The sequence below is a fragment of the Bosea sp. PAMC 26642 genome, assembly GCF_001562255.1.
Lineage (GTDB): Bacteria > Pseudomonadota > Alphaproteobacteria > Rhizobiales > Beijerinckiaceae > Allobosea.
Window position 1 is genome coordinate 653,285 of record NZ_CP014301.1, and the last position, 12,993, is coordinate 666,277.

General features: G+C 64.6%; 11 protein-coding genes. 3 read left to right on the forward strand and 8 right to left on the reverse strand.

All coding sequences use genetic code 11. The features are described 5' to 3' along the window. Window positions 1-3 precede the first annotated feature (3 nt). The 7 genes from AXW83_RS03135 to AXW83_RS03165 all read right to left on the reverse strand — a co-directional run bounded on the left by AXW83_RS03135 (window position 4) and on the right by AXW83_RS03165 (window position 9,906). A complete protein-coding gene (locus AXW83_RS03135) occupies window positions 4-1,017 on the reverse strand; it encodes an extracellular solute-binding protein (RefSeq protein WP_066610526.1) in 1,014 nt (337 codons plus the stop codon). Between the two features lie 166 nt (window positions 1,018-1,183). Then, window positions 1,184-2,227 (reverse strand): DUF2865 domain-containing protein, encoded by a 1,044-nt coding sequence (locus AXW83_RS03140; RefSeq protein WP_156639750.1) that lies wholly within the window; start codon window positions 2,225-2,227, stop codon window positions 1,184-1,186. A 295-nt stretch (window positions 2,228-2,522) separates the two neighbouring features. Continuing rightward, on the reverse strand, window positions 2,523-5,663 hold the full coding sequence (locus AXW83_RS03145; RefSeq protein WP_066610530.1) for an efflux RND transporter permease subunit: 3,141 nt from the start codon (window positions 5,661-5,663) through the stop codon (window positions 2,523-2,525). Continuing rightward, window positions 5,660-6,925 (reverse strand): efflux RND transporter periplasmic adaptor subunit, encoded by a 1,266-nt coding sequence (locus AXW83_RS03150; protein ID WP_066610532.1) that lies wholly within the window; start codon window positions 6,923-6,925, stop codon window positions 5,660-5,662. The genes AXW83_RS03145 and AXW83_RS03150 overlap by 4 nt, the downstream gene beginning before the upstream one ends. Window positions 6,926-7,134: 209 nt before the next feature. Further along, window positions 7,135-7,545, reverse strand: a complete 411-nt coding sequence (locus AXW83_RS03155; RefSeq protein WP_066610535.1) for an MAPEG family protein — start codon at window positions 7,543-7,545, stop codon at window positions 7,135-7,137. Between the two features lie 337 nt (window positions 7,546-7,882). Continuing rightward, complete coding sequence (gene guaB, locus AXW83_RS03160) at window positions 7,883-9,376, reverse strand: IMP dehydrogenase (RefSeq protein ID WP_066610536.1); 1,494 nt, start codon at window positions 9,374-9,376, stop codon at window positions 7,883-7,885. A 197-nt stretch (window positions 9,377-9,573) separates the two neighbouring features. After that, window positions 9,574-9,906 carry a hypothetical protein gene (locus AXW83_RS03165; RefSeq protein WP_066610538.1) on the reverse strand — a complete coding sequence of 111 codons (333 nt, stop codon included), beginning with the start codon at window positions 9,904-9,906 and terminating at the stop codon, window positions 9,574-9,576. Window positions 9,907-10,188: 282 nt separating this feature from the next. Between AXW83_RS03165 and AXW83_RS03170 the strand changes: the two genes are divergently transcribed. From AXW83_RS03170 to AXW83_RS03180, 3 genes are read left to right on the forward strand one after another with little or no spacing between them, the layout of a single operon-like run. Further along, a complete protein-coding gene (locus AXW83_RS03170) occupies window positions 10,189-11,628 on the forward strand; it encodes an MFS transporter (RefSeq protein ID WP_066610539.1) in 1,440 nt (479 codons plus the stop codon). A gap of 54 nt (window positions 11,629-11,682) precedes the next feature. After that, a complete protein-coding gene (locus AXW83_RS03175; protein ID WP_066610541.1) occupies window positions 11,683-11,964 on the forward strand; it encodes a type II toxin-antitoxin system RelE/ParE family toxin in 282 nt (93 codons plus the stop codon). Further along, window positions 11,939-12,253 (forward strand): HigA family addiction module antitoxin, encoded by a 315-nt coding sequence (locus tag AXW83_RS03180; protein ID WP_066610542.1) that lies wholly within the window; start codon window positions 11,939-11,941, stop codon window positions 12,251-12,253. The genes AXW83_RS03175 and AXW83_RS03180 overlap by 26 nt, the downstream gene beginning before the upstream one ends. A 9-nt stretch (window positions 12,254-12,262) precedes the next feature. On the opposite strand, the gene AXW83_RS03185 is transcribed toward AXW83_RS03180, so the two are convergent. Then, window positions 12,263-12,979 carry an RlmE family RNA methyltransferase gene (locus AXW83_RS03185; RefSeq protein ID WP_066610543.1) on the reverse strand — a complete coding sequence of 239 codons (717 nt, stop codon included), beginning with the start codon at window positions 12,977-12,979 and terminating at the stop codon, window positions 12,263-12,265. Window positions 12,980-12,993: the final 14 nt, after the last annotated feature.

The window sequence follows — 12,993 nt, forward strand, 5'->3', positions numbered from 1 at the left end:
GGCTCAATTGTCGAAGCCGACCTTGTCGACGAGGTCGGCCGCGGCCTTGCGGTTTTTGGCGACATCGCCGAGCGGGGTGGTGTCGGGCGTGACCGCGCCGAGCAGTTTCACGGCGGCGCTGTCCTTGACGTCCTGGTTGACCGGAAACTCGAAATTGCCGTCGGCATAGAGAGCCTGCGCCTTCTCGCTGAGCATGTACTCGACCAGCTTGACGGCGTTGTCCTTGTTCGGCGCGTTCTTGGCTATGGCGGCGGCGGAGACGTTCACATGGGTGCCGCCGCCGGCAAAGGTGGTCTTCAGCGGCTTGATCGCGTCATACCAGCCCTTCTGCTCGTTCTTCGCCACGCTCATCAGGCCGATATAATAGGTGTTGATCAGCGCGATGTCGCACTGGCCCGAGAGGATGTCGCGCGCCACATCGCGGTCGCCGCCGCCGGGCTTGCGGGCAGTGTTTGCCTTCAGCGCCTTCAGATAGCTCTCGGTCTTCTCGGCGCCGTTGCGGGCGAGATAGGCCGCAAAGAACGCGTTGTTGTAGGGGTGCTGGCCGGCGCGGATGCAGAACTTGCCCTTCCACTTCGGGTCGGCGAGGTCCTCATAGGTGATCGCGTCCTGGCTCACGCGCTCCTTCGAGACGACGACGATGCGGGCGCGCTTGGTCAGGGTCACCCAGTTGTCGTCGGCCCCGCGCAACTGGGTCGGCACGACCTTGTCGACGATCGCCGATTTGATCGGCTGGGTGATTCCGGCATCGACCGCTGCGTTGATTTCGCCGACATCGACGACCAGCATCACGTCGGCCGGGCTGTTGGCGCCTTCGGCCTTGATGCGTTCCTGCAAGCCGTCCTTCAGAAACACGGCATTGACCTTGACGCCGGTATCCTTGGTGAAGGCTTCCAGAACGGGGTTGAGCAGGCCGGGCTCGCGCGTGGTGTAGAGATTGACGCTCTGCGCCAGCACAGGCGTCGAGAGCAAAACGGATATCAGGGCGAGCGCCGGCAGGCGGGTCGTATCGATCATGGGTCGCTCCATTCGGGTCGATTTTCTTGACCCGGAGCGGTAGAGCGCCGACCTGCCTGCGTCAATAAAAATGCTTTCAAATCAATGTGTTAAAAGAATTCTAAGGTAGCAATTCTTTAGATATATTCTAAAATACCCGGGCGCTGGTCGTCTGCTGCGCATCGCCTTACCGCGCGATGACGATCTGCCTCACCGGGCCGCGTGCCTGCGGGTCGAGCGAGCCGCGCAGCGAAACGGCATCGCTGGCGAAGCTGTCGTCCTGCAGGCTCGCCTCGCGCACGCGCATCTGCCGGCGCAATCCGCGGGCCTCGGCCTCCATCCGCGAGATGCCGACCCTCTCGTCGATCTGGCGGCGCTGGCCGGCATTGAGCTCCGAGGCGCTGCGGAAATCGCTGAAATCCCGCGTGCTGTAGGGCCAACGCGAGGAGCCCGCGAAAGTCGTGACCTTGCCGTCGAGCACGACGCTGTCGCCGGGGCGCAAGGTGATGTCGCGCAGCAGCGAAACGCGGCGCTCGCCTTCCTGCACGATCGCCGGCCGGCAAGCCTTTTCGGAGGCCTTCTCATGGCCGAAGGCGACGGGCAGGGCGCCGTAGCGACCGCCGTCGCTCGACTGTGCCTCGTCGATCGACTTCGCACCGGCCGCGACCTTGAAGACCTTGACCGGGACGCCGGGGTTCATCGCTTCGCACAGCGCCTCATGCGCCTTCAGATCCGCCTTCGCGCGGAGATAGCCGATCGGCGCATGGAAACCGTCGCACAGCCTGACGCAGATGGTGCGAGCGACATCGGCAGCGCCCGATACGGTGTCGAGACGCACGGTGCGCTTATGCTTCGCCTTGGCGGCCGGCGGTGCTTCCGCGACACGCCCCCGGAACGGATTGAGCACGACCGGCGGATGGGCGATGCGGCCGTCGGCCTGGGTGCGGAACAGCGGCAGCGACCAGGGGCCGCGCGACGGCGCATAAGCCGTCGCCGCATAGCCCAGCTGGCGTCCCGCACTCTGCGCGCGGCGGTGATCTTCGCGCTGGACGGCACGAATGCCGTCATCATCCTCGGCCTGGACCATCGAGACCGTCAGGACGGCTCCGCCGGCGCCGAGGACCAAGCCAAGTGCCGTCAGCGCCGCGAGGCGCATCGGCCGGCGCGAAGGCGGCGTCGCCGTTCGAAGGACAATGGCGCCTTCGGCAGATACCTCACGGACACGCAACATCGCACCAACTCCACTCTACGCCTGTCGGTCCGTCCGCGATCCGTCCGCCCATCGTCGGGATGTAGTTTACTTTCTGTTAAGCCTCAACGCCGCGGCGGCTCCGCGGGCCGGCAAAGCCGCGCGATGCTTAACACCGGGGCCAAGGAGGGCGGGCGTCACGCCATTAACTGGAAGGTCCGACCTTCCGTCATTGCGAGCGCAGCGAAGCAATCCAGGGGTCTCGCGCTAACCTCTGGATTGCTTCGCTGCGCTCGCAATGACGGCGGCCTTTGCACCGGCTGTAGTCGACGGACGATCAGAGATCGGGCTTGTGCACGGCTTGCGGCACCGCCACCGGCACGCCCGAGACCATCGTCTCCTGGGTCTCCCGGCGATTGCGGCCAGACAGCCAGCTATCGACCTTGTCGAGATAGAAATACACCACCGGCGTGATGTAGAGTGTCAGCAACTGCGAGACGAGCAGCCCGCCGACGACCGCGATGCCGAGCGGCTGGCGCAACTCCGCGCCCGCGCCATGACCGAGCGCGATCGGCAGCACGCCGAAGATCGCGGCAAAACTCGTCATCATGATCGGGCGGAAGCGCACCAGCGCCGCCTCGCGGATCGCCGACAGTGCATCGTCGCCCATCTTGCGCCGCTCGATCGCGAAATCGACCATCATGATCGCATTCTTCTTGACGATGCCGACCAGCATCAGGATGCCGATGATCGCGATCACCGACAGGTCCATGTTGAAATATTCGAGCGCGAGCAGGGCGCCCAAGCCCGCCGAGGGCAGGCCCGACAGGATGGTGATCGGGTGGATGAAGCTCTCATAGAGGATGCCGAGGATGATGTAGATCACCAGGATCGCGGCGAAAATCAGCAGGCCCTGGCCCTTCAGCGCGTCCTGGAACAACTGCGCGGAGCCGGCGAAGCTCGTCACGATCGTCGGCGGCAGACTGACGTCGCGCTCGGCGGCGCGGATCGCGTTGACTGCGTCGCCCAGCGAGATGCCCGGCGCGGTGTTGAACGAAATCGTCACCGCCGGCTGCTGCGAGATCCGGTTGACTGCCAGCGGGCCGACGCTGGGCTTGATCGTGGCGATCGCTTCCAGCGGCACGTTGAGCCCGTTCGAGGCCTTGAGCAGCAGCCGCGAGAGCACGGCGGGATCCTGCTGATAGGCGCGGTCGGCCTCCATGATGACCTGGTAATCGGTCGCCGGCGTGAAGATCGTCGCGATCTGGCGCGAGCCGAAGGCGTTGCCGAGCGCCTGTCGGATCTGGTCGCTGGAAATACCGAGGCTTGCGGCCCGTTCGCGATCGACGTCGATCGAGAGCTGCGGGTTGCGCAGCTGCAGGTCGATATTGGCGTCGCGCAGCTGCGGAATCTGGGCGAGACGCTGCTGCATCAGCGGCGCGAAGGCGAAAAGCTGGTTCAGGTCGGGCCCCTGCAGCGAGTACAGGTACTGCGCGCGCGACTGCCGGCCGGCGTTCAGGTTGATGTTCTGGACCTGCTGGAACACCGCCGTCATTCCGGGAACTTCGGAAGTGGCGCGCCGGAGCCGTGCGATCACGACCTCGGCCTTGTCGCGCTCTTCCTTCGGCTTCAGCGAGATGAACATGAAGCCGTTATTGGTCGCGTTGAAGCCGCCGATATTGGAGGTCAGGTAATCGACTGCGGGATCGGCCTTGACGATCTCGGCCACCCGCTGCTGGCGCACTGCCATCGCCTCGAATGAGGTGTCGGGCGGACCTTCGGTGGCGCCGCGCAGCAGGCCGGTGTCCTCTGTCGGGAAGAAGCCCTTCGGAATCGCCGTATAGAGCTGCGCCGAGACATAGACGGTGCCGAGCGTCAGCAGCAGCATCAGCAGCCGCGCCTTCAGCACCCAGTCCAGCGTCACGCGGTAGGCGGTGAGCATGCCCTGGAAACCGGCCTCGAAGGTCCGCTCCAGCAGATTGGGCTTCTTGTGATGGTCGTGGGCTTTCAGGAAGCGCGCGCACAGCATCGGCGTCAGCGTCAGCGAGACGAAGCCCGACACGATGATCGCGGCTGAGATCGTCCCAGCGAATTCGACGAAGACCTTGCCGACGACGCCGCCCATGAAAAACACGGGGATGAACACCGCCACCAGCGAGATGGTGATCGACAGGATGGTGAAGCCGATCTCTCGGGAGCCGTCGAGCGCCGCCTGGAATGGCTTCTTGCCCATCTCGATATGCCGGATGATGTTCTCCAGCATGACGATGGCGTCATCGACGACGAAGCCGACCGCCAGCGTCAGCGCCAGCAGCGAGATGTTGTCGAGCGAATAGCCCAGCGCATACATCGCCGCAAAAGTGCCCACCAGCGAGATCGGCAGCGCCAGCGTCGGGATGATCGTCGCCGCCAGGCTCTTCAAGAACAGGAAGATCACCATGATGACGAGCGTGATTGCGACAACGAGCGAGAACTCGACGTCCTCCACCGCCTCGCGGATCGGGATCGAGCGGTCGTTCAGCACATGCAGGTCGAGCGCGGCGGGCAACTGCGCGCGATAGGCTTCGAGGCGGTTCTTGATGTTGTCGACCACCTCGACGGTGTTGGCGTCGGACTGGCGGTAGACCGCCAGGATAATCGAGCGCTGGCCGTTGTACCAGCTCGCGGTCTGGTCGTTCTCGACCGAGTCGTAGACGGTCGCCATGTCCTGCAGCCGGATCGGCGTGCCGTTCTTCTGCGCGATGATCAGATTGCCGTATTCGGCGGCGCGTTCGAGCTGGCCCGTCGCGCCCAGCGTCAGCCGCTGATTCTCGCCGTTGAGCGTCCCCACCGGTGCGTTCGAGTTGGCGGCGGCCACCGCGGTGCGCACATCGCTCAACGCCAGCCCGCGCGCCGAGACGGCGTCCGGGTTGATCTTGATGCGGACCGCATATTTCTGCGCGCCGAAGATGTTGACCTGCGCCACGCCGGGCAGCTGCGAGATCTGCTGCTGCAGCACGTTCTCGCCGAATTCATGGACTTCGTAGAGCGGCCTGGTGCTGGAGGTCAGCACCATGAACAGCACCGGCTGGTCGGCCGGGTTGACCTTCCTGAAGCTGGGCGGGGAGGGCAGTTCCGGCGGCAGCCGCCTTGCCGTGGCACTCATCGCCGCCTGCACGTCGAGCGCCGCACCGTCGATGTTGCGGTTCAGGTCGAACTGCAGCGTGATCGAGGTCGAGCCCTGCTGCGAGACCGAGGACATCGAGGTGATGCCCGAGATCGAGGCGAATTCGCGCTCCAGAGGCGCCGCGACCGAGGAGGCCATCGTTTCCGGCGAAGCGCCTGGCAGGCGCGCGCTAACGTTGATCGTCGGGAAATCGACGCGCGGCAGTGCGGCGACGGGCAGCTGCTTGAAGGCAAAGAACCCGAAGATCAGGAAGATCGCCATGATGAGCGTCGTCATGACCGGACGACGGATGCAGGCCTCTGGCAGGTTCATCCGCTGATGCTCCCGCGTTGAGAGGTCTGATTGGCTGGCGGGGCTGGCGCAGGCGCCGCGCCGCGTCCGCGCTCGATCGCGCGCGCACCCTCGGTGAGCAGAAGCGCGCCGTCGACGACGACCGACTCGCCGCCTTTCAGCCCCGACGCCAGCACGACCCGGCCCTCGATCGTGCGATCGACGACGACGGAACGCGTGCGCGCGACGCCCTCTTCGATGACGAAGACGAAGGGGCCGTTCTGGCCGTTCTGGATCGCCTCGCGCGGGACGGTGAGTGCGTCGGGCTCGACCTTGAGTGTGACGCGGATCTGGCAGAGCGCGCCCGGCCACAGCGCCTCGTCGGCATTGTCGAACAAGGCGCGCATCTGGATCGTGCCGGTCGTGGCATCGACGGTGTTGTCGATCACCGCGATCTTGCCCTCGACGCCCTTGGCTGCGCCCGACTGCGTCGCGAGTACCACGGCGCTGCCCGAGTTCATCGCCGCCCGGATATCGGCCAGATGCCGCTGCGGCAGCGCGAAGCTCGCATAGATCGGGTCGATCTGGTTGATCGTCACCAGGACCGCCGAATTATCGCCGGTCTTGGCGATGTTTCCTTCCTTGAGGCCTGCCACGCCGATGCGGCCCGACACCGGCGCCACCACCGTGTAGTAGGTCAGCTGAACCTTCAGAGCCTCGACGCCGGCCTCGCCGCCGCGGATCGTGGCGCGCAAGGTGTTCACCGCGGTCCGTGCGGCATCGAGGCGCTGATCGGTCGCGAAGTCGCGCTTGGCGAGTTCCTCGGCGCGGCGCAGATCCGCCTCCGCCGAGACCAGGGACGCCTTGTCGCGTGCGACGGTCGCCTCGGACTGCTTCAGGAGCGCCTCGACCAAGCGGGAGTCGAGCCGAAACAGGACGTCTCCCTTCGTGACGTAGCCGCCGTCCTTGAAGCCGACCTCGATGATCTGGGTGTCGACGCGGGAGCGGACCGAGACCGTCGAGAGCGATTGCACCGTGCCGATCGCCTCGAGCCGGACCGGCATCGGCCGGCGGTCGGCCTTCGCCGTGACGATGGTGACGGGCGGACGCTGCGGTGCCGCTGCGCGCTGGCTTCCGGCGGCGGGTTTGGCGGCGATCTCGCCATAAGGCGGAATGACCTTGCCGTAGGGAATGCGGTCGAGCGGCCACGGCACGGGACGGCCGGTATAATGCATCCCGGCACCCGCGCCGACAACGCCAATGGCAGCCAGCAGAGCGACGCGACCGAAAGTCAGAATAGCCATATCGAACCTTGCGTCAGAGGGAGGACGAGAGCCTCTGAAACCATTCAGGCGATCGTCCCCTCAATCACCCTAGCCGCAAGCACTTAGCATGACGGCGCAGGCATTTGGGCGCAAGCGGCAAACAGGGTTTATCCTCTCCTGTAGCGAGGATGTGACAGGGCGTCCTTTAGGGAAGCTGCAAGTCTTTCTGCGCGTGGGAGGCGAGCGCTTCAGAGCACCGCCGCCATGACGATGATCCACATGCCGAACAGGCACAACATGCCGAGCGCGAACACGCCCGAGCGGGCCTTCACCTGGTTAGACCCGACATGGATCAGCGTATGGGCGATCCGCGTGACGACGAAGATCCAGGCCAGCAGGGTCATGACGAAGCCGGTCGCCCCGACCTCCATCGCCACCATGATCAGCGCGAAGAACAGCACCGGCGCTTCGAACTGGTTGGCGTAGTTGGCAGCGGCCAGCCGCGCCCCCACCGGGTAGCGTTCGTTCGAGACCGCAACGTCGGCGAGGCTGACCTCCTTACTGGCAAAGGCCTTGCGCCGACGCTCGAACATGATCCCCAGCACCACGAAGGTCCACAGGATCTGGGCGAGCGCGGGGTAGATCAGCTTGATGGTCATACATTACCTCGCCGTCATCCCATGGCAGCCCCCATCCTGAGAGCTTGGCCGATAAAGCATGATGTCAAATCAAAGGCTTGGCATTTCTTTGACAAGTGGGCCGTCATTCCGGGCGACCGAAGGGCGACCCGGAATCCATGCCTGACGCTCTCCAATCAGCGTTCCGGCATGGATTCCGGGACTTCGCTGCGCTTCGCCCGGAATGACAGCGCCTTATCCGGTGATGCCCAAGTCGTTGAAAGCCGAAATAATTTTCCAGCCAGCCTCTGAGGAACCGCGAAGCAGCATCAGGATGAGGGCTGAGTTGATCAAGGGCTCCCGTATCCGGCGCGGGCGATCAAGACCGCGTCGGATAGTTCGGGCTCTCGCGCACGATCGTCACGTCGTGGACATGGCTCTCGCGCAGGCCGGCGCTGGTGATGCGGATGAAGCGCGCCTTGGCCTGATAGTCGAGGAGATCCCTGCCGCCGACATAGCCCATCGCGGCACGCAAGCCCCCGGCAAGCTGGTGCAGGACGTTGGAGACGGGGCCCTTATAGGCGACCTGACCCTCGATACCCTCGGGCACCAGCTTCAGCGCGTCCTTGATGTCCTGCTGGAAGTAGCGGTCTGCCGAGCCGCGCGCCATCGCGCCGACCGAGCCCATGCCGCGATAGGATTTGTAGGAGCGGCCCTGGTAGAGGAAGGTCTCGCCAGGTGTTTCGTCGGTGCCCGCCAGCAGCGACCCGACCATGGCGCAGGACGCACCGGCCGCGAGCGCCTTGGCGAGGTCGCCCGAATATTTGATGCCGCCATCGGCGATCACCGGCACACCGTGCTTCTGCGCTGCCGACGCGGCATCCATCACCGCGGTCAGCTGCGGCACGCCGACGCCCGCGACGATGCGGGTGGTGCAGATCGAGCCCGGCCCGATGCCGACCTTGATGGCGTCCGCGCCGGCATCGATCAGCGCCTGCGCGCCTCCGGCGGTCGCCACGTTGCCGGCGATGATCTGCACGGCGTTGGAGAGCTTCTTGACCCTGGTGACCGCCTCCAGAACCTTGGCTGAATGGCCGTGCGCGGTATCGACCACGATGATGTCGACACCGGCATCGATCAGCATCTCCGAGCGCTCGAAGCCGAGATCGCCCGTCGTCGTCGCGGCGGCCACCAGCAGCCGGCCATGCGAATCCTTGGCTGCGGTCGGATGGGCGACCTGCTTTTCCATGTCCTTGACGGTGATCAGGCCGATGCAGCGGTAGTGATCGTCGACGACGAGCAGCTTTTCGATGCGGAACTGGTGCAGGAGGCGGCGGGCCTCGTCCTGATCGACGCCCTCGCGCACCGTGATCAGCCGGTCCTTCGTCATCAACTCGGAGACCGGCTGCTGCGGATTGGCGGCGAAGCGGACATCGCGATTGGTCAGGATGCCGACGAGCTTGCCCTTGTGGCCCTGCGGCCCGCGCTCAACCACCGGAATGCCCGAGATCGAGTTGTGCTTCATGATGGCAAGTGCGTCGCCCAAGGTCTCGTCGGGGAAAATCGTGATCGGGTTTGCGATCATGCCCGATTCGAACTTCTTGACGAGGCGCACCTGCGCCGCCTGCTGGTCAGCCTCCAAATTGCGGTGAATCACGCCCATGCCGCCGGCCTGCGCCATGGCGATCGCCATCCTGGCTTCGGTGACGGTATCCATCGCCGAAGCGATGATCGGCATGTTGAGAGAAATCGTCTTCGTCAGCTTCGTCGAAATATCGACGTCGGAGGGCATGACGTCCGACGGGCCGGGCTCGAGGAGCACGTCGTCGAATGTCAATCCGTCACGAATGAGGCCGTCGATCAAGGTCGCCATCGTCAACTCCGACACCGGACCAGCCGGTTCTGTTGCGGGTGTGCAGGACAACGGTTGAAAGAACCGCCCGCTCCCGGGTTGACGAGGCCCGATATCACGCGTGTGACGCGGCTGCTAGAGTACTGCGGAAATTTCTTGAGGAGGGCCATCGCCCCAGCACCAGGCGGTGTCTGGGGCAATAGCCGACCGGCAGGTTACTACCGCTTCGTGGCGCGTGCTTGCCCGGCGTCCGTGGCAGCCGCCCCGGAGCTCGGCGCCACGAAGAAGCAGCCCATTCCGGTCATCATGGCACCCTTGGCGTCAGCCATCCTCTGGCAATCGTTCAGATGCCCGCACTGGCGCTCCCGGATCATCTCGCCATAGCCCTGAGGCGAGGATTTCATGATGCAGCCCTGCTTCCAGTCGGTCTCCAGCGCCGCTGCGGGCGTCGGTGCCATCCAGCACAGCGCTCCGGTCGCAAGCACCGCGAATGCGGCCGACCGCAGAAACCGGACTTTTCCAGTTGTCGACGAGTTTGAAAGCTGGGTCATGGGACACCTCCTGCCGGAATACCGGCGCGTTTCCTGAAATCTTGCCGTGCTCGCCCCTAGCCTAGGAAATAGTATGGCGCCTCGTAGTTGTCAGATGCATGAAATGCATGACGGGAGCGCGTTGCGCTGAGCGGCGCGAGCAAGGCGCATGGTGATAAGCCGGCTCTAGCGTACGGCTCATACAAGCTGTGCGTCATCGCGCCCTACGCGCTTGCTGCGTACTCCTCACCTGCCTCGGTGCGCTATATCGCTCGCCGATACATAGAAGCGGAGCCTCCGGCCTTGCAGCGCGCCAAACTCCTGCCTTTGATCGTCGCCTGCGCGCTGTTCATGGAGAACACCGATTCGACGGTGATCGCGACCTCGCTGCCGGTGATCGCGCAATCGCTGGGCGAGGATCCGATCGCGCTCAAGCTTGCCTTGACGTCCTACCTCGTCAGCCTTGCCGTCTTCATCCCGATTTCGGGCTGGATGGCCGACCGCTATGGCGCGCGTACGATCTTTCGCGCCGCGCTCGGTGTCTTCATGTGCGGCTCAGTGCTCTGCGCCATGTCCAACTCGCTCGGGGCCTTCGTCGGCGCCCGCTTCGTCCAGGGCATGGGCGGCGCGATGATGGTACCGGTCGGGCGGCTCGTCATCCTGCGCAGCGTCGAGAAATCGCAACTCGTCAGCGCGCTCGCCTATCTCACCGTGCCGGCGCTGGTGGGGCCGGTCGTCGGGCCGGTGCTTGGCGGCTTCATCACCACCTATTTCGACTGGCGCTGGATCTTCTTCATCAACATCCCGATTGGCCTGATCGGCATCGTTCTGGCGAGCCTGTTCTTCGAGGATATCCGCGAAGAGGATGTCGCGCCGCTCGACATCAAAGGCTTCCTGCTCTCCTCCTTCGGCTTCGCGGCGCTGATGCTGGGCCTCGCAACCGGGGGGCGTCACCTCGTCCCGGAGGCCGTCTCCTACGCCTGTATCGCCGGCGGCATCCTGGCACTCGTCGCCTACTGGTTTCATGCGCGCGGCATGGCCTATCCCGTTCTCAACCTGTCGCTGCTGCGTATCCCGACTTATCGCATCGGCGTGGTCGGCGGCTCGATCTTCCGGACCGGCATCGGCGCCATCCCGTTCCTGCTGCCGCTGATGCTGCAACTCGGCTTCGGATTGAACGCGCTCCAATCCGGGCTGATCACCTTCTCTTCGGCGGCCGGCGCGCTGATCATGAAGACCCTGGCGCGGACGATCCTCGCCCGCTTCGGCTTCCGCAATGTCCTGACCTTCAACGCGGTCGTGGGCGCAGCCTTCCTGGCCGCATCGGGGCTGTTCACGCCGGCGACGCCGCATTGGCTGATGCTCTGCGTCCTGCTGATCGGCGGCTGCTTCCGCTCGCTCCAGTTCACCGGCATCAACGCGCTGAGCTATGCCGACGTCTCGAACCGCCAGATGTCGAGTGCGACCAGCCTGTCCAGCGTCGCGCAGCAATTGTCGCTGAGCCTCGGCGTCACCATCGGAGCCTTCGCGCTCGAGGCCGCCAATGCCTTCAACGGCAGCAAGGTTTTGGGCGCCGGAGATTTCTGGCCGGCCTTCGTCATCGTCGGCCTGATCTCGGCCTCCTCGGTGTTCTGGATGGTCCGGCTGGCGCACGACGCGGGCGCCGAAGTCTCGGGCCACATCCCGATCAGCGCCCCCAAGGCAACGGCGCAGGCGATCGCGGACCAGAAGCCGCTGGAATGACGGCACAGTCGTGCGTGAATATTGACCATATAACGTTATGCGTTATGGTGCGGAATGATCGTCGGGTTCCGGGATAGTGAGACGGCCAGGATTTGGGATGGCGTCAGGTCGCGACGCCTTCCGCCGGACATCCAGGCGACGGCACTGGTCAAATTGCGTTTGCTCAATCGTGCCAAGCGCCTCGACGATCTGAGAGTGCCGCCTGGAAACCGGCTTGAATTGCTGCGAGGCAATCGCAGCGGTCGGCATTCGATCCGGATCAACCAGCAATGGCGGATCTGCTTCCGCTGGACCGAAGGAGGGCCTACCGATGTCGAAATCGTCGACTATCATTGAGGACCTGCTGCCGAACCCGCATGCGGGCAGCATTCTTCTTGAAGAGTTCATCAAGCCGATGGGTCTCAGTCAGACAGGTCTGGCAAACGCGATTGGCGTGCCGCCGAGACGCATCAATGAGATCGTTCTCGGCAAGCGCGGCGTGACGGCCGATACGGACCTCCGGCTCGCGCGCTATTTCGGCATGTCGGAGGGGTTCTTCCTCGGCCTTCAGATAGATTTTGAATTGCTCGAGGCGAAGCGAGCGATTGGCGCGACGCTGGCTGCGATCACGCCGCGGGCGGCCTGATCGGACGGTTCAGACCTCCTCAGCCTTCCGCCGAAACCCCGTCGCCAGCACATAGAGCTCCGACGAATCCGGGCGGCTTGCCGCCGGCTTGACATGGCGCACCGTCGTGAAGTCCCGCTTGAGCTCAGCCAAGAGTTCGGAGCTCTCGCCGCCCTGGAACAGCTTGGCCAGGAAGAAGCCGCCCGGTTTCAGGATGCCGTTGGCAAATTCGAGCGCCGCCTCCGCGAGCCCGATGATCTTGAGGTGGTCGGTCTTCTTGTGGCCGGTCGTATTGGCCGCCATGTCCGACATCACACCGTCGGCCTTGCCGCCCAGCCGCTCCGTCAGCAGGGCAGGGGCCTCCTCAGTCATGAAATCCATCTCGATCAGATCGACGCCGGGGATCGGATCGACCGGCAGCAGGTCGATGCCGACGATCCGGCCCTTGCCCTGTTCGAGCCCGACGCGCTTGGCCGCGATCTGGCACCAGCCCCCCGGCGCGCAGCCGAGGTCGATCAGCTTCTGTCCCGTCTTCAGGAACTTGTAGCGGTCGTCCATCTCCTCGATCTTGAAGGCTGCGCGCGAGCGATGGCCCAACTCGCGGGCCCGCTTTACATAAGGGTCGTTGAGCTGGCGCTCGAGCCAGAGCTGCGAGGAATGCTTGAGCTTCTTAGCCTTCTTGACCTTGACCCGCAGGTCGCGGGCGCCCGCCACATTCGACTTGCCGCCCAATTTGCCGACGCTCATGGCTGTTCGCCCAT